15 protein-coding genes are annotated in these 19,905 nt (G+C 74.7%); 5 read left to right on the top strand and 10 right to left on the bottom strand.

What is annotated here, in order from left to right:
* Positions 1-645: 645 nt before the first annotated feature.
* Entirely contained in the window at positions 646-1,506 is an 861-nt protein-coding gene (locus ACFV1L_RS11180) for a LysR family transcriptional regulator (protein ID WP_380364963.1), read from the bottom strand.
* A 98-nt stretch (positions 1,507-1,604) separates the two neighbouring features.
* Positions 1,605-2,573, bottom strand: coding sequence for a helix-turn-helix domain-containing protein (locus tag ACFV1L_RS11175; protein ID WP_380364962.1), 969 nt, complete (start codon positions 2,571-2,573; stop codon positions 1,605-1,607).
* A 648-nt stretch (positions 2,574-3,221) separates the two neighbouring features.
* Between ACFV1L_RS11175 and ACFV1L_RS11170 the strand changes: the two genes are divergently transcribed.
* Both ACFV1L_RS11170 and ACFV1L_RS11165 read left to right on the top strand, forming a co-directional pair.
* Positions 3,222-5,891: an SdrD B-like domain-containing protein gene (locus tag ACFV1L_RS11170; protein ID WP_380364961.1), complete on the top strand. Its 2,670-nt coding sequence runs from the start codon at positions 3,222-3,224 to the stop codon at positions 5,889-5,891.
* A 128-nt stretch (positions 5,892-6,019) separates the two neighbouring features.
* Positions 6,020-6,796: a hypothetical protein gene (locus tag ACFV1L_RS11165; RefSeq protein ID WP_380364960.1), complete on the top strand. Its 777-nt coding sequence runs from the start codon at positions 6,020-6,022 to the stop codon at positions 6,794-6,796.
* A gap of 7 nt (positions 6,797-6,803) precedes the next feature.
* On the opposite strand, the gene ACFV1L_RS11160 is transcribed toward ACFV1L_RS11165, so the two are convergent.
* The gene (locus ACFV1L_RS11160) at positions 6,804-8,138 is read right to left on the bottom strand and encodes a right-handed parallel beta-helix repeat-containing protein (protein ID WP_380364959.1); all 1,335 of its coding nucleotides are present in this window, start codon (positions 8,136-8,138) and stop codon (positions 6,804-6,806) included.
* A gap of 31 nt (positions 8,139-8,169) precedes the next feature.
* On the opposite strand from ACFV1L_RS11160, the gene ACFV1L_RS11155 reads away from it, so the two are divergent.
* Positions 8,170-9,321 carry a Dyp-type peroxidase gene (locus tag ACFV1L_RS11155; RefSeq protein ID WP_380364958.1) on the top strand — a complete coding sequence of 384 codons (1,152 nt, stop codon included), beginning with the start codon at positions 8,170-8,172 and terminating at the stop codon, positions 9,319-9,321.
* Complete coding sequence (locus ACFV1L_RS11150; protein WP_380364957.1) at positions 9,318-10,229, top strand: hypothetical protein; 912 nt, start codon at positions 9,318-9,320, stop codon at positions 10,227-10,229. The genes ACFV1L_RS11155 and ACFV1L_RS11150 overlap by 4 nt, the downstream gene beginning before the upstream one ends.
* Before the next feature lie 7 nt (positions 10,230-10,236).
* On the opposite strand, the gene ACFV1L_RS11145 is transcribed toward ACFV1L_RS11150, so the two are convergent.
* The 6 genes from ACFV1L_RS11145 to ACFV1L_RS11120 are packed head-to-tail and all read right to left on the bottom strand — an operon-like array spanning position 10,237 to position 16,837.
* Positions 10,237-10,554, bottom strand: coding sequence for a LysR family transcriptional regulator (locus ACFV1L_RS11145; protein ID WP_380364956.1), 318 nt, complete (start codon positions 10,552-10,554; stop codon positions 10,237-10,239).
* Positions 10,551-11,639 carry an XdhC family protein gene (locus ACFV1L_RS11140; protein ID WP_380364955.1) on the bottom strand — a complete coding sequence of 363 codons (1,089 nt, stop codon included), beginning with the start codon at positions 11,637-11,639 and terminating at the stop codon, positions 10,551-10,553. The genes ACFV1L_RS11145 and ACFV1L_RS11140 overlap by 4 nt, the downstream gene beginning before the upstream one ends.
* Positions 11,640-11,662: 23 nt before the next feature.
* Positions 11,663-13,093: an NCS2 family permease gene (locus ACFV1L_RS11135; protein WP_380364954.1), complete on the bottom strand. Its 1,431-nt coding sequence runs from the start codon at positions 13,091-13,093 to the stop codon at positions 11,663-11,665.
* A 35-nt stretch (positions 13,094-13,128) separates the two neighbouring features.
* The gene (gene pucD, locus ACFV1L_RS11130) at positions 13,129-15,450 is read right to left on the bottom strand and encodes a xanthine dehydrogenase subunit D (RefSeq protein WP_380365029.1); all 2,322 of its coding nucleotides are present in this window, start codon (positions 15,448-15,450) and stop codon (positions 13,129-13,131) included.
* A 29-nt stretch (positions 15,451-15,479) separates the two neighbouring features.
* On the bottom strand, positions 15,480-15,965 hold the full coding sequence (locus tag ACFV1L_RS11125) for a (2Fe-2S)-binding protein (RefSeq protein ID WP_380364953.1): 486 nt from the start codon (positions 15,963-15,965) through the stop codon (positions 15,480-15,482).
* Positions 15,962-16,837 (bottom strand): FAD binding domain-containing protein, encoded by an 876-nt coding sequence (locus ACFV1L_RS11120; RefSeq protein ID WP_380364952.1) that lies wholly within the window; start codon positions 16,835-16,837, stop codon positions 15,962-15,964. Before ACFV1L_RS11120 ends, ACFV1L_RS11125 begins: the two co-directional genes overlap by 4 nt.
* 279 nt (positions 16,838-17,116) lie before the next feature.
* On the opposite strand from ACFV1L_RS11120, the gene ACFV1L_RS11115 reads away from it, so the two are divergent.
* Positions 17,117-18,667 (top strand): PucR family transcriptional regulator, encoded by a 1,551-nt coding sequence (locus tag ACFV1L_RS11115; protein ID WP_380364951.1) that lies wholly within the window; start codon positions 17,117-17,119, stop codon positions 18,665-18,667.
* A 7-nt stretch (positions 18,668-18,674) separates the two neighbouring features.
* Here ACFV1L_RS11115 and ACFV1L_RS11110 read toward each other — a convergent pair whose 3' ends face one another.
* Entirely contained in the window at positions 18,675-19,904 is a 1,230-nt protein-coding gene (locus ACFV1L_RS11110) for an acyltransferase (RefSeq protein WP_380364950.1), read from the bottom strand.
* Between the last annotated feature and the right edge of the window lies 1 nt (position 19,905).

Here is a 19,905-nt window from a genome sequence, read left to right as displayed (position 1 = left end):
CCGCGCTGGCGCCAGGAGTTGAGGCGTCGGTGGTGGGTGGTGTCCGCTGCGCGGGTTGGTTGAGGGAGTGGCGGCGTGCTGGGCTCCGAACTCGGTACTCTCGCCTGCCGTGCGGGCGGTTGGTGGGCGGTGGCCCGCGCTGGCGCCAGGAGTTGAGGCGTCGGTGGTGGGTGGTGTCCGCTGCGCGGGTTGGTTGAGGGAGTGGCGGCGTGCTGGGCTCCGAACTCGGCACGCTTACCCACCCACGGGGCGGCTGGTGGGCGGTGGCCGCCTTCGCTGCGCAGCTGCTCCCGCTGGCGCATTGGGCCACGGGCCGCATGGGCTCCGCGAGTTGATGCGCGCGATGGGGGGCTGACCCGGTGCGGATGCCGTGGCCCCCACCGCGCGGGTGGCTGACGGGCGATCGGCGTGCCCGCGATAGCCGGCGGCCCGGGTCACTGACGCGCCATCGACCAGCATCGTGTTCCGCGCAGCGGCACGAACGCCAGCTCACCAACCCCCGGCACGGACCCTCCTGAACCGGCTGGCCGGCCCGCGCAGCGGGCGAGAGCGCTCGACAGCCGCCCCGAGCCCGGCGGTCCCCGTCAGTGACACTTGCTCGACCAGCGGTGGTCCGGCACGGGATGCCTTCCGCTGCGGGGGCCGTCAGGCGAGGTGGCGGAGGAGGGCTGCCACGGCCGGTGTCGGGTCGCCGGCGGGGCAGACGGCGGCGACGTCCCAGCGGGGTTGGCCGGTGGTGAAGCGGCGGAGTGCGAGGTCGGGGAAGCGGGCGGCGATCGACTCCGGCAGTACGCAGATCCCCAGGTCGTGGCGGACCAGTTCGGCGGCGGCCACGATGTCGTTCACCTCGAAGACCGCCGTCCGCTCGACGGCCGCGGCGCGGAACGCCCGGTCCACCGCGGAGCGGACCGCCCAGCCGGGGGCGAAGTCGACGAACGGCAGGCCGGCGAGTTCGTCGAACCGGACCCGGTCGCGGTGGGCGAAGGCGCGGGCGGGCGACGCGGCCAGCACCATCGCCTCGCAGGCCAGCGAACGGACCGTCAGACCGCGTTGCTGCTGCCGGTCGAACGCGACGATCGCCGCGTCCACGGTGCCGTCGCGCAGCGCGGTGCGGATGTCGGCCGCCGCGGCCTGCCGGAGCCGTATCGTCAGCCCGGGGTGCTCGGCGCGGAGTTCGGCGAGCACCCGGTCCAGGCCGAGCCAGACGCCTTGCATGGTGCCGATGGTGAGCACCCCGCGCAGCACCCCGCGTGCCTCGTCCGCCGCGGCCCGCGCCAGCTCCGCCGCGCGGAGCGCACCGCGGGCGGCCGGTACGAACGCCTCGCCGGCCGGCGTCAGGGTGACCCGGTGCGTGGTGCGTTCGAAGAGTTGGACGCCGAGTTCCTTCTCCAGGGCCCGGACGGTGCCGGACACCGCCGACTGCACCACGTGCAACCGCCGGGCCGCCGCGGTGAAGCCGCCCGCCTCGGCCACCGCGACGACGACCTCCATCTGCCGCAGTTCCATTCCGCTCCAGCCCGCCGTCCGTCCTGCTCCCGGCCCCGCGAGGTCACGGGGCAGCCGAGCTTAACGGCAGCCGGGCCGGGCCGGTGCGGGCGGTGCGCTCAGGCGGCGTCGCTGCCGGGCGTCCCGGGTGTGCCGGCGCGGCGGCCGCGCCACTCGCTGGGGGTGACGCCGTACGCGGCGCGGAAGGCACGGCTGAAGTGCGAGGCGCTGCTGAATCCGTGCCGGCGGGCGAGTTCGGCCAGGGTCGGGCCGAACGGGCCGTGGCGTTCCAGGGCCTGCGCGCAGGCTTCGACGCGCCGCTGCTGGATCAGCCGGGTGATCGTCAACTCCTCGCCCTCGAACAGCCGGTGCAGGTAGCGGACGGAGATCCGCAGCGCCCGGGCCACCGACTCGGGGCCGAGGTCGGGGCGGCCCAGGTGGGCGTCGACGTAGTCGCGGGCCCGGGACAGCAGGTGCTCGCGGGCGGAGGCCGGTTCCCGGTCCAGGTCGAAGGCGATCGCGTCCACCAGGTCGGCCACGTGTCCGCCCAGCCGGCCGGCCGCCGTCGGCCCGAACTGCGCCGCGCCGTCGAGGACATGGGTCAGCAGCAGGCCCAGCATCGTCACCGTGCCGTCGTCCGGCCGGAGCGTCGATCCGGCGAGCCGTTGCAGGGTCCGCGGGCTGCTGAGGGTGCGCTGCGGGAGGTGGACCAGGCCGGCCCGGAAGGGCTGCGGGAAGTGCAGTGCGAAGGGCCGGGCCAGGTCGATCACCACGATCTCGTCCGGTCCGGGCCAGCCGGTGTGTCCGGCCTGGGTGAAGACCGCCTCCCCTTCGAGGCAGCGGCCGAGGGCGAAGCGCCCGCCGGGTTCGGGCCGGCACAGGCTCGGCGGGCGGCTGATCCGCTGCGGGCCGCCGTCCAGCGACACCGTGCGCAGGTGCCCGAGCGGCACGGAGCGGATCCGGCCGGGCCGCTCACCCGGGCCGGTCGGTGTCACCTTGACCGGGACGAGCGCCTGCGACAGTGCGTCGGTCCAGGCGTCGTGGCGGGCGTCCTCGGGAACGTCGCCGGTGTCCAGGACGAGAGTCATGCGGATCCCCACTTCCGTCGTCGCCGGACCGCACACCCGCGGCCGCGGGGTGCGGTGCTCTTCCGTTCCCAGCCTCTCCCGGCGGATTCGCGGACGGGCCACGGCGGCCGCCACCCGGCACGGAGTGCGCGAAGCTGTGCGCGCTCAGGCATGCGGGGGCCGGAGTCGGGGGGAAGGCGGCCGGCGGCCGCGGCGTCAGCGCGGTTGGCTCGAAGTCGACTTGGCGGTAAAGGCAGGTTTGGGCCGAGGGAAAGGAGGCACCGTGCTGATCGGCGACCGGGACCGCCGACCGGTCCGGGGGCGGGCGGATTTCGGCCGTGCGCCCGGGGCGTGAGCGGGGGAGGAGCATGGCTCGGGCCCTGTGCGCCCTGGTGGGGGAGTGCCGCCCGGGCGCGGGCCGGTGGCCGGAATGTGCATGTGGGGCGGGGCCGCGGGAGGGGCCGAAGGATCGTGGCACGGGGGCGCGCCGGGGTGCGGGGGCGCACGAAACTGATCGTTCATGCTTCCTGATGCGGCGTCAATTCGGCTGTTTGGTAAGCCGGATGTGCCTATTCCGCTTACTATTCGGCCAAACGAGGAGCGCGCGGGACCGAATCGGTGAACGTACTGCGGGGGTTCGGCGTGCCTTCCTGACGACGAGAGCAGGGCATGACCCAGACAGAACAGGAAACCCGAGCGCCCGCGCCACGCGCGGGCCGGCGGACGGCCGCCCGGGCCGCCGCCGTGGCGGCGGCCCTCGCCGCCACCGCCGCGGTCACCGCCCCGTCCGCCTCGCCGCTGGCCGCCGACGGTTCGGTGACGGTCCAGGTGGTGCGCGCGGTGGACGAGAGCGGGACGTGGAGCCCGGCGCTGGAGCCGGGCCTGGCCGGGGTGACGGTCGCCCTGACCGGCGAGGACGGCGCGGTGCGCACCGCCGTCACCGCCGCCGACGGCACGGTGACGCTGAAGCCCGCCAAGTCGACGGCCAGCGGCAAGTACCGCGTGGAGGTGGTCAATCCGAAGCCGGGCGTGCTGTTCCCGGCGTTCGCCGCCCGGGAGGGCCTGACCGCGCCCAACCGGCTCAGCAGCAACGAGGAGTTCGTCGACCTCTCGGCGGGCAAGCAGGCCAAGCTGATCACCGGCCTGTGGAACCCGTCCGACTACTGCCAGCAGAACGCCCCGCTGGCCACCGCCTGCCAGCCGGCCACCGGCGACCCGGCGGCCCAGCGGACCCTGCTGACCTTCCCGTACCAGTCGCGCGGCGTGAACAAGGACGTCACCGACATCGGCACGGTCGCCGGCACCGGCAACGTGTTCGGCATCGCCTGGAACCGGGACGACCGGCGGCTGTTCAGCTCCGCCCAGGCCAAGCGCGCCACTGTCTACGGCCCCGGCGGTCCGGGCGCGATCTACGTCACCGACCCGGCGACGAAGGCCACCAGGCTGTTCACCACAGTCCCGAACGCCGGCGCCACCGCGCACACCGACGCCAACGACGCGGGCTTCATGGCGGCGGTCGGCAAGGAGAGCCTCGGCGGCCTGAAGCTCACCGAGGACAACCGCGACCTGTACGTGGTCAACCTCCACGACCGGAAGCTGTACCGGTACGACGCCACGACGGCCACGGCCGAGAAGCCGAAGGCCGTGTACGCCATCCCCGCCCCCGACTGCCCGTCGGCGGCGGACTGGCGGCCGTTCGGCCTCGGCATGCAGGACGGCACCGGCTACGTCGGCGGCGTCTGCTCCGGCGAGTCCACCCAGAAGATCGCGGACCTGCGGGCGGTCGTGCTGCCCTTCGACCCGGCCACCGGCGAGTTCGGCGCGGCCGTGCTGAACCAGCCGCTCGACCACCGCGGCACGCCCGCGACGGCCTGCGCCGGCTACTACTGGTACCCGTGGCAGGACGGCGAGCCCGGACCGAACGGCACCACCTGCGGCCTCAACCCGGAGCCCGAGCTCGGCGAGATCGGCTTCGAGGCCGACGGCTCCATGCTGCTGTCCTTCCGCGACCGGTACGCCGACCAGGCCGCCGCCGCCCCGCCGGCCGGCCAGCCGCTGCCGAACGGCTTCGTCTACGTGCTCGCCTCGGCGGACCTCAACAAGGCGTGCAGGTCCGGCGACCAGTACGTGCTGGACGTCAACCTCGGCTGCGGGAGCACCACCCGCAACAAGGGCTTCTTCGACCTGGACCGCCCCTACCCGAACGGCCACCCGTACCCGACCTTCGCGGGCATGGCGCTGTCCAAGGTGGAGAACTCCATCGCCACCTCCGGCTACGACGTCTCCAACAACATCGTCACCGCCGGCACCATGTTCACCCTCCGCGCCGGCGGCCCCGACCCGGGCTTCGGCAACGAGCTGTCCGACGGCCGCTCCCGGTTCGGCAAGGGCGCGGCGATGGCCGACCTGGAGGTGCTCTGCGACCGGGCGCCGCTGCAGATCGGCAACCGGGTCTGGTACGACCCGGAGCGCTCCGGCCTCCAACTGCCGCAGCAGAAGCCCGTCCCCGGCGCGACCGTCAACCTGTACGACGCGAACGGCAAGAAGGTCGGCACCACGAAGACCACCGCGCGCGGCGAGTACTACTTCGACGACACCGACGTCACCGGCGGCCTGAAGCCCAGGACCGCGTACACGATCCGCCTCGACAACCCGGCCGACTACGCCGAGGGCGGCCCGCTCCACCACTGGGTCCCGACCAGGGCCGACGTCGGCGCCGACCGCGCCGTCGACTCCGACGGCACCGTCCCCCAGGGCGGAAAGTACGTCGAACGCGCCCTGACCACCGGCGGCCCCGGCCAGAACGACCACACCTTCGACTTCGGCTTCAGCCGGCAGCAGGGCGAACTGCGCCTGGTCAAGAACGACCAGGACGGCAAGCCGCTGCCCGGCGCCGTCTTCCAGCTGTGGCGCGAGACCGACAAGGCCGACGGCCTCCAGACCGACGGCGACCGGGCCGACGCCAAGGTCGGCGACCCGTGCACCACCGGCGACGACGGCACCTGCCGCACCGTCACCGACCAGGGCCGCTACTACTGGCAGGAGGTCACCCCGCCCAAGGGCTACCGGACGCCCGAACAGCCCGTCCTCGGACCGGTCGTCCTCGACGACGAACACCTCGACGCCGGCATCACCACCACCGCCGTCAACGAGCTCCTCCCGCCCCCGCCGCCCACCCCCACCCCCACCCCGACCCCCACGCCGTCGCAGCCGTCGGGCGGCCTGGCGTACACCGGCACGGACGACACCACCCTCAGGTACGCCCTGATCGGCGGCACCGCCCTGCTGGTGGTCGGCGCAGGGATCCTGATCGCCGTCCGCAAGCGCCGCAGCAACTGACGCACGAGCGGCGGAGGATCGGCTGACGCGACGTCAGCGATCACGGGGCCCCGGGATACTCTCCCGGGGCCCCGTCCCGAGTTCCGCACCGCGCACCACCCACCCGCACCGAGGAGCGAGACAGCCCGATGGCATCCGACAAGAAGCGACCGGCCCGCCGCCGCGTGATCGTCACCGCCGTGGTGGCGGCCGTGCTCGCGGGCGGCGGGGTGACGGCCTGGCAGTTGGCGGGGAGCCAGGAGGAGAGCCGGCCGCTGAGCACCGACGAGGCGTCCCGGCTGGCACTGTCCCGGCTGAACCTCTATCAGGCCAGCCCGGTGCGGGTGACGTTGAGGGCGCAGGAGGGCGACGGCATGGTGGTCGAGGTGCAGGGGGTGGTCGACTACCGCAGCAAGCACGCGGCGGGCAGCTACACCGTCACCGGCAAGGACGGCGCCACCGTCGACCAGGGCCTCGCGGTGTGGGACGCCGGCGGCCTGGGCCTGGCCAAGCAGGCCGCGGGCGCGACCGGCCCGGCCTGGGAGCAGGCCGAGCACGTGCCGCGCAGCGGCTGGGCGTCGCGCAGCTACGGCACCGACCCGCTCGACGCCGGGCTGAACATGCTGGTCCAGCTCGGCGCGGACCGTCCCGACAACCCGCTGCTGCTGGTCCAGTCCGGCCCGCGCTGGCTCGGCCGGGACCGGATCGACGGCCGGGACTACGACCGGATCGCCGGCCCGCGCCCGCGCGACGCCGCGGACAAGGACACCGGCACCTCGCCGATCACCTACTGGATCGACGCCGACGGCGGCCTGCGCCGCGTCACCATGCGGATGGCGGGCCTCGGCACCCCGGTCACCCTGGAGGTCGGTGGCCGGGACGCCGGGGCCAAGCTGCCCGAAGCGCCCTGGGCGACGGCGGGCTGAGGTGCCGTCAGACGCCGGTCGGCAGCGGGTAGCCGTCCGGGTCGACCTTGCCCGGCAGGTCCACGGCGGGCACCGCCGGCGCGTTCGGGTCGGCCATGGACGGCTGCGCGGGCGGCACCGGTACGGCGTTGAACGCCATGCCGGGCGGGGGCTGCACGCCGGCGGCCCGCCCGGCCGGGACCTTGCCGCCGCCGCTCGCGCCGCAGGCGGCCAGCCGCTCCAGGTCGGCGGGGCTCTGTACGGCCGGGCCGTTTCCGGTGAAGCAGTTGCTCGGGTCGGCGGCCGAACTGACCAGGTCCACCCCGTTGCCGGTGGCCGTGTTCCCGGTCACCCGGTTGCCGGAGGCGGGGTGCCCGGGCGGGTCGGTGACGACGATGCCCGCGGACCGGTTGCCCCGGACCAGGTTGCGTTCGACCCGGTTGTCGGTGCCGCCGCCGATGCCGATCCCGATGCCGAAACCGCCGTCGGCCTGCTGCGGCGAGTCCGCCGAGTTGTTGTCCGCGACCACGTTGCCCGCGATCACCGCGGCGTGCTGCGGGGCCAGCGACTCCAGGTCGTTGGAGTTGACGGTCACGCCGACCCGGTTGTTCACCACCCGGTTGCCGACCACGGTGAGGTTCTCCGAGGCGTTGGTGATCTCGATGCCGACCGCGTTGCGCTCCACCGTGTTCCCGCGCACCAGGGTGTCGCACGGCTTGCACTGGCCGACGTAGATGCCGGAGTCGGCCTGCCCCGAGGCGTACGACTCCTCGATGATCCCGCCGCGCGCGTCGAACGCGTAGATGCCGTACAGGGCGTTCCCGTACGAGGTCACCCGGCTGGCCCGGAAGCCCTGCACGGCGGGGAAGCGGGTGGTGTCCAGCGGGTCGTACGCGGAGCCGCCCGCGCCGTGCCGCTGCAGCTTCTCGTCGGTGACGCCGGTGAACAGCACGCCGTTGGCCAGGTAGCCGTGCACCGTCAGGTTCTCGACCACGCTGCCCGCGCCGGTCACGGTGATCCCGTTGATCAGCTTCAGGTCGCCGTCGAACACCACCGTGTTGCGGTCCGAACCGCGCAGCACGATCCGGGGCTTGGTGATCCGGACGCTCTCCTTGTACACGCCCGGGTGCACCAGGACGAGGTCACCCGGGACGGCGGTGTCCACCGCCCGCTGCACGGTCGGGAAGTCCTCGGGCACCCGGAGCACCGTGCCCGGCGGGTGGCGGTCGGCGGACGGCGACGCCGGCGAGGAGCACGCGCCCAGGGCGGGAAGCAGCAGGGCCAGCAGTAAGGCGCCGGTCCGGAACCGGCCCGGACCGGAACGTCGGCGTACCAACGGGTGGAAATCGTGGAGGAGTTGCATGAAGCGTGTTCTATCGTCTGCAATAGCGGCCATGCACATCGAACGGGGGAATCCGCAGGACGGCGACGCCCCGGCCCGGCCGCGGATCGGCCGCCGGGCCCTGCTGTCCGCCGGCGCCGTGCTGGCCGCCGGGGCGGGGGCGGCGACCGCCACCGCGTTCGGCCGCGACCCCGCCGCACCGCCCGCCGCCCCGGCGGCCGCCGTCCCGCACCACGGGGCGCGGCAGTCCGGCCTGGCGTACCGTCAACTCCCCGCCACCAGGCTGCTGGCGCTCGACCTGCCCGCCGACGCCTCCCGTGACACGCTGCGCGGCCTGCTCGCCGGGATCGACAAGGTGCTGGCCGCCGCGTCCGCCGGCGCCCTCGCCGATCCGCGGCTGTCCGGCACCGCCCCGGTGTCCTCGCTGGCCGCCGTCGGCACCGCGCTGGCCGCCCGGCTGAAGCTCGACCTCCCCGCCGAACTCGCCGACCTCCCCGCCTTCCCCGGCGACCGGCTCGACCCGGCGCGCAGCGGCGGCGACCTGATCCTCCAGGTCTCCGCCGAACAGCCGTGGACCGTCGGCGTGCTGACGGAGCATCTGCTCACGGCGGCCAGGTCGGCCGGCGCGGCCGTGCGCTGGAGCCAGGCCGGCTTCCTGCCGCCCGTCCCCGACGGCGAGACCCCGCGCAACCTGTTCGGCTTCAAGGACGGCACCGCCAACCCGGACGCCGCCGACCCCGGCCTGTGGCACGCCGACGGCACGATCCTGGTCTACCGCCGGATCCGGATGGACACCGCCGCGTTCACCGCCCTCCCGACGGGCGGTCAGGAACTCGCCATGGGCCGACGCCTGACGACCGGCGCCCCGCTCACCGGCACCGCCGAACGCGACGACCCGGACATCTACGCCAAGCACCCGGACGGCTCGTACATCATCCCCGCCACCTCGCACGTCCGCCTCAGCAGCCCCCGGCTGGACGGCGGCGCGCGGATGCTCCGCCGCGGCTACTCCTACGACGACGGCCCCGACGACCGCGGCCTGCTGTTCTGCGCCTTCATGCGCGACCCCGCCCTCTTCACCCGCGTGCAGAACCGGCTCGCCGAGAAGGACGCCCTCACCCCGTTCCTCACCCACAACGGCTCCGCCGTCGCCTGGGTCCTCCCCGGCTCCCGGCCGGACCGCCCGCTGGGCGCGACGCTGTGAGGCCGCCCGGGGACGCCTCGGACCGGGTGGCCGGGGACCTGCTCGTCGACGTCGGGAGCCCGGAGGAGTACCGCGGCGTCGTCCTGCGCTTCCTCCGCGACGCACTGGAGCGGGTCGAGGGACCGTTGAAGGCCCGGGTCGAGGAACTCGCGGCCGGGCCCGCCGGCCAGGTCCACGGCGCGGCACTGGCCGGCCTGATCCAACTGTCGGCGGCCTCGCCGGAGCTCGGCGGCATGCACCAGCACCGCCCGTACAGCCCGGAGAACCTCCAGTGGCTCGCCGACCGGGCGGCGGAGGGCCGGACGGTGTCCGCGGCGGCCTGCGTCGTCGGGCAGGGCGGGCTCCGCGTCGAGGTGCTGTGCCACCTCTGGGCGTGGCGGGACGACGCGGACGACCGCTGGGCGGTCCTGAGGATCACGACCCCGGTCTCCGCCGAGCTGGTCGACGCCGTCGTGGGGACCATCCGCGGCGCGGCGGCCGAGACCGACCCGGTGTTCGGCTCCGTCGGTCACGGCGGAGAGGTGACCTGCACCGAACTGGAGCACGCGCTGGGCCTCCGCGACCTGGGCGACACCTACGACGACGCCCGGCGCATCCTCCGCGGGTACGACTGGATCACCGTCGTACCACGGCAGTTGGCCGCCGAGCACGGCGGCGCCGCCCGGTACGCCGGCTCGGGACTGTACGACGCCGTCGAGCTCCCGTCGGGCGCGCTGTGGCTGCGCGCCACCGAGGAGTTCGCCGACTACCGCGGCTCTGCGGTGTGGGCCGTGTTCCAGGCGGTGGCGCCGATGCTCCCGACCGGCCTGCCCGTCGGGCGCGAGTGGCCGGGGGCGCCCCGGCCGGTGAGCCCCGTCGTCCTGGAGGACGCCGGAAAGCACGGCGCGACGCGGGCGTTCGACTGCTGAACCCCCGTCAACGACCCTGCGGCGCGGCCGGGGCGGCGACGCGCACCGTCCCGGCGGGCCGGGCCCCGTGACGGTCCGCCAGTTCGCGGATCGCCCGGAAGGAGTCGACCACCCGCCGCGCCTCGGGGAGGATCCGCTCCCCGAACGCGGTCGGCCGCGGCTGCCCGCCGCGGACCAGCACCGGCGCGCCCAGCGACCGCTCCAGCGCCGCCACCGCGTGCGACACCGCGGACTGGCTGACGCCCAGCTCGGCGGCGGCGAGACCGAAACCCCCCTGCTCCAGGACCGCGACGAACGCCCTGAGGTGCGAGATGCCGACGTTCATGACTGCCCCTCAGGCCCGGGGTCGTGGTGGATCGGCCCCGTCGTGCCGGTGAGCGGCAGGTGGGTGCCGCCGCGGGTGCGGGCGACGATCTCGGCGGCGATGGAGACGGCGGTCTCCTCGGGGGTGCGGGCGCCGAGGTCCAGGCCGATGGGGGAGTGCAGCCGGGCCAGCTCGGCGGCGGTCAGGCCGGCCCGGCGGAGGGCTGCGACGCGGTCCCGGTGGGTGCGGCGCGAACCCATCGCGCCCACGTAGGCGACCGGGAGCCGCAGGGCCCGTTCCAGCAGCGGCAGGTCGAACTTGGCGTCGTGGGTGAGGACGCACACCACGGTGCGCGGGTCGAGCCCGGCCGCCTGCGCGTCGAGGTAGCGGTGCGGCCAGTCCACGACCACCTCGTCCGCGTCCGGGAAGCGGCGCGCGGTGGCGAACACCGGCCGGGCGTCGCAGACCGTCACCCGGTAGCCGAGGAACGCGCCGAGCCGGACCAGCGCGGCCGCGAAGTCGATCGCCCCGAAGACCAGCATCCGCGGCGGCGGAACGTACGACTCGACGAACAGCGCGGCGCCGCCGACCCGCAGCAGCCCGGTGCGCCCGGCGGCGAGCATCGCCCGGACCTCGGCCACCGCGTCGACCGGGAGCGCGCCGGCCTCCGCGTCCGGGGCCACCGCGAGCGCGGCGCCCAGCTGGGCCGGCGGGCCGTCGACCACCCGCGCCAGCGCCACCGGGCTGCCCGCGCACACCCGGTCGACCGCGGCGGCCAGGCCGGGGACAGCGCCCGGAACGACCGGGTGGACGAAGACGTCCAGCGAGCCGCCGCAGGCCAGGCCGACGGCGAAGGCGTCGTCGTCGCTGTAGCCGAAGTGCTCCAGGACCGGCGTGCCGGAGGCCAGCGCCTGCCCGCAGAGCTCGTACACCGCGCCCTCCACGCAGCCGCCGGAGATCGAGCCGACCGCCTCGCCGTCCGCGTCGACGGCCAGCGCCGCGCCCGGCTCGCGCGGGGCGCTGCCCGAGGCGGCGACCACGCTCGCCACGGCGAAGGGACGCCCGGCGGCCTGCCAGGCGCGGAGGTGCGCGGCGATGTCCCGCACGGGCTGCTCCTCGGGGACGAGAGTCAGTGGACGCCCAGCCAGGACTTGATCGGGGCGAGCGCGAAGTAGACGACGAACACGAAGGTGAGGATCCACATCAGCACGCCCGGCTCGCGCCACTTGCCGGTCCCGGCCTTCACCACCGTGTAGGAGACGATGCCGGCCGCGACGCCCGCCGTGATGCTGTAGGTGAACGGCATCACGACGCTGGTGAGGAACGCGGGGACGGCGACCTCGCGGTCCGACCAGTCGATCAGCCGGGCCTGACTCATCATCAGCGAACCGATCACCACCAGCGCGGCCGAGGCGACCTGCACCGGCACGATCGCGGCGAGCGGCGAGAAGAACAGCATCAGGGCGAACACGGCGCCGGTGACGGTGGAGGCCAGTCCGGTGCGGGCGCCGTCGCCGACGCCGGTCGCGGACTCCAGGAACACCGTCTGCCCGGACGCCCCGGCCACGCCGCCGATCGCGCCGCCCGCGCCGTCGATGAACAGCGCCTTCGACAGGCCGGGCATCCGGCCCCGCGCGTCGGCGAGCCCGGCCTCGGTGCCGACGCCGATGATGGTGGCCATCGCGTCGAAGAACCCGGCCAGCACCAGGGTGAACACGGCGACGGTGGCACTGATCGCCCCCATGCCCTGCCGGCCGAACGCGCCGAACACGTCGACCTGCCCGAACAGCCCGAAGTCCGGTGCGGCGACCGGCGATCCGGGCCACACCGGGGCGGAGCCGCCCCAGTCCTCGGCGGTCAGCCCGGCGGCCTTGTGGACCACCATGGCGACCACCGTGCCCGCCGCCAGGCCGATCAGGATCGCGCCGCGCACGCCCCGCGCCAGCAGGACGAACACGAACAGCAGGGTGAGCGTGAACAGCAGGACCGGCCAGCCCTCCAGTTCGCCGAACGGTCCGAGGGACAGCGGCGTCGGGCCGCCGGTGTGCACGAACCCGGCCTTGTAGAAGCCGACGATCGAGATGAACAGGCCGATGCCGATGGTGATCGCGTACTTCAGCGGCAGCGGAATGCCGTTCATGATCTTCTCGCGCAGGCCGGAGACCACCAGCAGCACGATCAGCAGACCGTAGATCACGCACAGGCCCATCGCCTGCGGCCAGGTCGTGTGCGGCGCCACCAGCGCGGAGATCACGCCGGAGACCGACAGGCCGGAGGCGAGCGCGAGCGGCACGTTGCCGACCACGCCCATCACGACCGTGGTGACGGCCGCGGCGAGCGCCGTGGCCGTGGTCACCTGGGCGTGGTCGAGCCGGTGGCCGGTGACGTCCGGACCGCTCAGGATGATCGGGTTGAGCAGGATGATGTAGGCCATCGCCATGAACGTGGTGAGGCCGCCGCGCACCTCGGTGCCCACGGTGGACCCGCGCGCCGAGATCCGGAAGTACGCGTCCAGCGCGCCGCGTCGGGTGGGGCCGGGCTGCGCCGGGATCTGTGCCATGTGCGTTCCCAGGGGTCAGGGAGGGTGACGGGTCGTCAGGACGTGTCGGTCAGGTGCTCGGGCCGGACCGGGATGCGGTTCAGCGCCTTCCCGGTGGCCTGCCGGATCGCCGCCACGATGGACGGGGTGGCGGAGACGGTGGGGGCCTCGCCCACACCGCGCAGCCCGTACGGGGCGTTCGGGTCGGGGAGTTCGAGGAGCTCCACCGGCATCGGCGGGGTGTCCAGGACGGTCGGGATCAGGTAGTCGGTGAACGAGGCGTTGCGGACCTTGCCGTCGGCGAGCACGATCTCCTCCATCACGGCCAGCCCGATCGCCTGCGTGCAGCCGCCGTGGATCTGGCCCACCACCGCCTGCGGATTGAGCGCCCGGCCGACGTCCTGAACGGCCGTCAGCTCCACCAGCTTCACCAGGCCGAGCTCCACGTCGACGTCGACCACGGCCCGGTTCGCGCAGAAGCTGTACTGGACGTGGCCGAAGCCCTGGCCGGTCTCCCGGTCCAGCGCCGAGGTCGGCCGGTGGCGGTGCACCCGGGTCTGCTCGACCGGCTCGTCGCCCAGCAGGTCCGCCAGCGGCACCAGCACCCCCGCCGACGCCGACGCCACCTGTCCGTCGGCCAGCACCAGGTCGCGGTGCGTCCAGCCGTACCGGCGCCGCCCCCGGTCGAACAGCACCTCGCGGACCGCCTCGGCCGCCAGCTTCACCGCCCCGCCCGTCATGTACGTCTGCCGGGACGCGGACGTCGAACCGGCCGAGCCGATCTCGGTGTTGGCCGGGTGGATGGTGACCCGCTGCACGCCCAGCTCGGTGCGGGCGATCTGCGCGTGCACCGTGACGCCGCCCTGGCCGACCTCGGCCGCCGCCGTGTGCACCATCGCCACCGGCTCGCCGCCGATCACCTCCAGCCGGACCCGGGCCGTCGAGTAGTCGTCGAAGCCCTCGGAGAAGCCGACGTTCTTGATGCCCACCGAGTAGCCGACGCCCCGCACCACGCCCTCGCCGTGCGTGGAGTTCGACAGCGCGCCCGGCAGGTTGCGCGGGTCCGACGGGTCCAGCGGCGGCGGCAGCGGCCGGTCCTTGGCCCGCCGCAGCAGCTCGGCGACCGGCGCCGGTGCGTCGATCTGCTGCCCGGTCGGCATGAAGTCGCCCTGCGCGAGGGCGTTCAGCTGCCGCAGCTCCACCGGGTCCATGCCGAGCGCCGCGGCCAGCCGGTCCATCTGCGACTCGTAGCCGAACGCGGCCTGCACCGCGCCGAAGCCCCGCATCGCCCCGCACGGCGGGTTGTTGGAGTACAGCGCGACCGCGTGCATCCGGACGTTCGGAATGACGTACGGGCCGTGCCCGAGCGAGGCCGCGTTGCCCGCCACCGCCGGCGAGGTGGACGCGTACGCGCCGCCGTCCAGCACGATCCGGCAGTCCGCGAAGACCAGCCGGCCGTCCCGGGTCGCGCCGTGCTCGTAGCGCATCCGCGCCGGGTGGCGGTGCACGTGCCCGAAGAACGACTCGTCCCGGGAGTACACGATCTTGACGGGCCTTCCGGTGCGCAGCGCCAGCAGGCAGGCGTGGATCTGCATCGACAGGTCCTCGCGGCCGCCGAACGCGCCGCCCACCCCGGCCAGCGTCAGCCGGACCTTCTCCTCCGGCAGGCCCAGCACCGGGGCGATCTGCTGCCGGTCCACGTGCAGCCACTGGGTGGCGACGTACAGGTCCACCCCGCCGTCCTCGGCCGGCACCGCCAGGCCCGACTCCGGGCCGAGGAACGCCTGGTCCTGCATGCCGACCTGGTACTCGCCGGAGACCACCACGTCCGCCAGCGCCCGCACCTCGTCGGTGACGCCGCGGCCCGAGACCACCCGCTGCTCGTGGCAGACGTTGCCCCGCGCCCGCGCCTTGTACTCGTGCGGCTCGTGCACGTAGCCGTACCGCTCCGGGTCCAGGCACTGCTCCTCGGTGGTGATCGGCTCCAGCACCCGGTACTCCACCCGGATCCGCTCCGCCGCCCGGCGGGCCGTCTCCGGATGGTCCGCGGCCACCAGCGCCACCGGCTCGCCCTGGTAGCGGACCCGGTCGATCGCCAGGGCCGGCTGGTCGGCGATCTCCAGCCCGTAGAACTTGGCGCCCGGGACGTCCTCGTGGGTGAGCACCGCGTACACCCCGGGCAGGGCCAGCGCCGCCGACACGTCCACCGAGAGGATGTCGGCCCGCGGGTGCGGGGAGCGCAGCGCCGTGCCCCACAGCATGTCCTCGTGCCACAGGTCCGAGGAGTACGCGAACTCGCCGCGCACCTTCAACGCGCCGTCAGGACGCTGCGGCGAACGGCCGATGCCGTCCCCGGACGCCTGGTGGATCTTCTGCAGGTTCTTCCCGCCCCGGACCGTGCGCGCCGTCACCTCGCCCCCTCCGCCCCGGAGACGCGGGACGAGGCCAGCCGCACCGCGTCCATGATCTTCTCGTAGCCGGTGCAGCGGCACAGGTTGCCCGACAGCGCCTCCCGGATGTCGGCGTCCGACGGCCGCGGATCCCGGGCCAGCAGCGCGTCGGTCTGCACCAGCAGCCCCGGCGTGCAGAAACCGCACTGCACCGCGCCCGCGTCCAGGAACGCCTGCTGCACCGGGGCCAGCGCGCCGTCCGGGCCGTTCAGGCCCTCCACGGTGCGCACCTGACGGCCCTGCACCTGACCCGCCGCCACCAGGCAGGCGCAGACCGGCACCCCGTCCAGGTAGACCGTGCAGGAACCGCACTCGCCCTGCTCGCAGGCGTTCTTCGACCCCGGCAGGCCGAGCCGCTCGCGCAGCACGTACAGCAGCGACTCGCCCTCCCACACGTCGTCGGCCTCCACCCGCCTGCCGTTCGCGGTGAACACCACCCTCACGCCGCCCTCCCGAGCCGCTCGCAGTACTCGCTCCAACACCACGTCAACGACCGCCGGGCCAGCACGGCCAGCGCGTGCCGCCGGTACGCGGCCGTGCCCCGCACGTCGTCGATCGGGTCGGCGGCGGCCGCGACCAGCTCGCCGAACCGCCGCACCACGCCCTCCGCCAGCGGCGCCGGCGACTCCCACACCAGCACCTCCCGCAGGAACTCCTCGGCCCGCTCCGCCCGGCGCGGCGTCGGCGCGGCCGAACCGATCCCGGTGCCGACCGCGCCCTCCCGAGGGTGCAGCGCGAGGGCGAACGCGCAGACCGCGATCACCATCGCGTTGCGGGTGCCGATCTTCGAGAACTGCTGCGGGCCGTCCGCCACCGGGATCCGCACCGCCCGGATCAGCTCGTCCGGGGCCAGGCAGTTGCGCTTCACCCCGACGAAGAACTCGTCGATCGGGAGCAGCCGCACGCCGCGCACCGAATGCGCCTCCACCCGCACCCCCCGGCCCGCGGCCAGCAGCGCCGGATGCGCGTCCCCCGCCGGCGAGGCCGACCCCAGGTTGCCGCCGACACCGCCCCGGTTGCGGATCTGCGGCGACCCCACCGTCCGCGCGGCCAGCGCCAGCCCGGGCAGCGGCCCCGACAGCTCGTCGACGATCCGGCTGTACGGCACCGCCGCGCCCAGCCGCACCCACCCGCCGTCGACCTCCCACTGCGCCAACTCCGCGATCCGGTTCAGGTCGAGGAGCGCGGGCGGCCGGCGCACGTCGAAGTTCAGCTCCACCATGACGTCCGTGCCGCCCTGGATCGGCAGCGCGTCCGGCTGCCGCGCCTTCGCCGCGAGGGCCTCGTCCCAGGTCGCGGGCCGAAGGAACTCCATGCGGTGACTCCTCTCCTCGCCGACGGACGCGGGCCCTGCGCCCGACCGGGAACGCCCGGCGGCGTGCAGGCCAGTGAACCGCCGCGACCCGGGCCGCCGGCAGTCACCGATGGCATGAGGGCCGACGATGACCTGCGGCACTGTCCTGTACGTTCGTCCAATGTGGACGATCCTCCAGCCCACCCGGGTCACCCAGGGCCGTTCCCGCACCGGAATCACCCCCACGAATCACCCGCAGCACCCGCCCCGCCGCCCCCACCGACGAAGAAGGGCCCGTCCATGCGCGTCCGCGACCTGCTCGCCCCCGGCGCCCCCCGGCTGCGCCTGCTCGCCGGCGAGGACGAACTCGACCGCCCGCTCACCGGCGTGATGACCACCGACCTCCAGGACCCCGGCCGGTTCCTGCACGGCGGCGAACTCGTCCTCACCGGCATGCTGTGGCGCACCGCACCCGCCGACTCCGACCGCTTCGTCCGCACCCTGGTCGCCGGCGGCGCCGCCGCCCTCGGCGCCGGCGAGGTCGAGGTCGGCCCCGTCCCCGACGACCTCGCCGAAGCCTGCCGGCGCCACCGGCTGCCGCTGCTCGCCGTCCCCGACGACGTCGCCTTCGGCACCGTCACCGAATACGTCGGCCGGCACGTCTCCGCCGGCCGGGCCGCCGACCTCGCCGCCCTCGTCGACCGGCACCGACTGCTGGTCTCCGCGGCCGGCGCCGGCGGCCTCGACGCCGTCCTCGACCTGCTCGGCGGCGACCTCGACCTGGACTGCTGGGTCCTCACCCCCACCGGCCGCGTCGTCGCCGGACCCGCCGACCGCCTCACCCCCGCCGACCGCGACCGCCTCGCCCGCGCCCACCTCGCCGCCCAGCAGCGCGACCACCGGCCCCCGCACCGGGTCCGCCTCGACACCGGCCCCTACTCGCTGCTGCCCGCCGCCGACCCCGCCGACCGCGCCCCGCTCGCCGACTGGATCCTCGCCGTCGCCGGCGACCTCGCCGAATGGCCCGCCAAACGCCGCCAGCTCGCCGAGAACCTGGCCCGCCTGGTCGCCGCCGAACGCACCCGCCGCGACGAGGGCCGCCGACTGCGCCGCCGGATCGCCGACGAGGTCCTGACGCTGCTGCGGCGCGACGCCGACCCCGCCGACCTCGCCCGCGCCCTGCACGCCGCCACCCGGGAGGACCACCCGCGCTGGCTGGTGCTGTCCGCCGACAGCACCGCCCTGCCCGACGGCGCGCTGCGCCCGATCCTCGAAGAGGCCCTCGGCGCGGACACCGATCGGGCCCTGGTCGCCGCCGCCGGCCCGACCGGCGCCGTCGCCGTGCTGCCCGCACCCGACACCGCCGTCCCCGCCGACGCCGTCCGCGACCTGCTCGCCCCGCTGGAGGCCGGCCTCGGCGAGGAGCAGCGGATCACCGTCGGGGTCTGCGCCCCCGCCGGGCCCGGCGGCCTGCGCGGCGCCCTGGAGGAGGCCCGGCACGCCCACCGGATCGCCGCCGCCCGCACCGGCCGGGTCGGCGTCGCCGGACCGGACGAGCTCGCCTCGCACGTCCTGCTGCTGGCCGCCGTCCCCGACGAGGTGCGGCGCGCCTTCCGCGCCCGGCTGCTCGACCCCGTCACCGCCTACGACCGGGAGCACCAGGCCGACCTGGTCCACACCCTGGAGGCGTTCCTGCGCGCCGACGGCTCCTGGACGCGCTGCGCCGCCGGCCTGCACGTGCACGTCAACACGCTGCGCTACCGGATCGGCCGGATCGAGGAGCTCACCGGCCGCGACCTGTCCCGGCTGGAGGACCGGGTCGACTTCTACCTGGCCCTCCAGGCCGGCTGACCGACCGTCAGGCGGCGCTCCGCCGCCGGCCGCGCGGGCGGCGCGGGTACGGGAACAGCCGCGGCCTGCGCTTCGCCGCCACGTCCTCCACCCAGCCGAACACCAGCACCAGCAGGGCCAGCAGCGGGATTCCGATCAGCAGGGTGAACCACCGGCTGGTCAGCAGCCACCGCAGGTGCAGGCGGAAGAAGTCGACGTCCCACAGCAGGTCGATCAGCGGCACGGCCGCCACCAGGGCGGTCACGTGCCACAGGTAGACGCTGACGGCCCGCGAGTTCAGCAGGCTCACCAGGCCGTTCCAGCGCTCCAGCCGCGGCGGCCACTGCTCCCAGGACGGGCTGATGTGCAGCAGCAGCGCGACGAAGCCGAACGACCACACCGCCTGGGCGATCGGCCAGGCCTCGATGTCGGTCGGCTCGGTCGGGTCGAACGGCCGGGTCTGCAGGTACCAGAAGCCCGCCACCATGATCAGCGGCGCGATCGACGGCAGCACGTACTGCGGGATCCGCTTGAGCATCCCCTCCTGGTGGGCCATGCCGAGGATCCAGCAGGACCCGAACATCGCGAAGTCGTTGACGGTCTCCCAGGCCCGGCCCCACACGAAGTCGTGCTCCGGGAAGAACCCGTTCATCGCGATCACCAGCGCCAGCGGGGCGAACAGCGTCACCAGCGGGAACCGGCGCAGCGCCTTGAGCATCAGCGGCGACAGCAGCACGTACCAGAGGTAGGCCCGCAGGTACCACAGCGGCACCACCAGCTGGGTGGCCCAGCCGGGCTCCAGGTGCCCGCCGAGGCCGTGCAGCCCGTCCGTCGCGTACGGCGGCGTGCTCAGCGGCAGCACCCAGAACGCCAGCTTCGCCCACCACCAGGTCGGGTGGCCGTCGGAGCCCGGGCCGCCGCCGTCCAGCACCTGGAGGGTCACCACGATCGCGCCGAACAGCCACATCGGCGGCAGCAGGCGGCGCAGCCGGCCGCGGATCACGCCGAGCGCCGGGCGGCTCAGCGAACGGGCCATCAGCGAGCCCGCCAGCGCGAACATCACGCCCATCGACGGGAACACCAGCGGCAGCCAGAACCAGCCGAAGTTGTGGTACAGCACCACGCGGACCAGCGCCAGCGCGCGCAGCAGGTCCAGGTAGCGGTCCCGGCCGCCCTTGCGGACCGCCGGCTCCGGCCCGGCCGGCGGGTACTCGCGGCGCAGCTGCTCGGGGATCCGCAGCCGGATGGTGTCGCTCATG

The organism is Kitasatospora sp. NPDC059646 (assembly GCF_042734615.1).
Classification (GTDB): domain Bacteria; phylum Actinomycetota; class Actinomycetes; order Streptomycetales; family Streptomycetaceae; genus Kitasatospora.
This window is presented reverse-complemented; position numbering and strand designations above follow the sequence as displayed.

Excerpts from the sequence above, each read along its gene's own strand:
- ACFV1L_RS11180 (WP_380364963.1), bottom strand. The coding sequence starts at position 1,506 with ATGGAACTGCGGCAGATGGAGGTCGTCGTCGCGGTGGCCGAGGCGGGC.
- ACFV1L_RS11175 (WP_380364962.1), bottom strand. The coding sequence starts at position 2,573 with ATGACTCTCGTCCTGGACACCGGCGACGTTCCCGAGGACGCCCGCCAC.
- ACFV1L_RS11170 (WP_380364961.1), top strand. The coding sequence starts at position 3,222 with ATGACCCAGACAGAACAGGAAACCCGAGCGCCCGCGCCACGCGCGGGC.
- ACFV1L_RS11165 (WP_380364960.1), top strand. The coding sequence starts at position 6,020 with ATGGCATCCGACAAGAAGCGACCGGCCCGCCGCCGCGTGATCGTCACC.
- ACFV1L_RS11160 (WP_380364959.1), bottom strand. The coding sequence starts at position 8,138 with ATGCAACTCCTCCACGATTTCCACCCGTTGGTACGCCGACGTTCCGGT.
- ACFV1L_RS11155 (WP_380364958.1), top strand. The coding sequence starts at position 8,170 with ATGCACATCGAACGGGGGAATCCGCAGGACGGCGACGCCCCGGCCCGG.
- ACFV1L_RS11145 (WP_380364956.1), bottom strand. The coding sequence starts at position 10,554 with ATGAACGTCGGCATCTCGCACCTCAGGGCGTTCGTCGCGGTCCTGGAG.
- ACFV1L_RS11135 (WP_380364954.1), bottom strand. The coding sequence starts at position 13,093 with ATGGCACAGATCCCGGCGCAGCCCGGCCCCACCCGACGCGGCGCGCTG.
- ACFV1L_RS11120 (WP_380364952.1), bottom strand. The coding sequence starts at position 16,837 with ATGGAGTTCCTTCGGCCCGCGACCTGGGACGAGGCCCTCGCGGCGAAG.
- ACFV1L_RS11115 (WP_380364951.1), top strand. The coding sequence starts at position 17,117 with ATGCGCGTCCGCGACCTGCTCGCCCCCGGCGCCCCCCGGCTGCGCCTG.
- ACFV1L_RS11110 (WP_380364950.1), bottom strand. The coding sequence starts at position 19,904 with ATGAGCGACACCATCCGGCTGCGGATCCCCGAGCAGCTGCGCCGCGAG.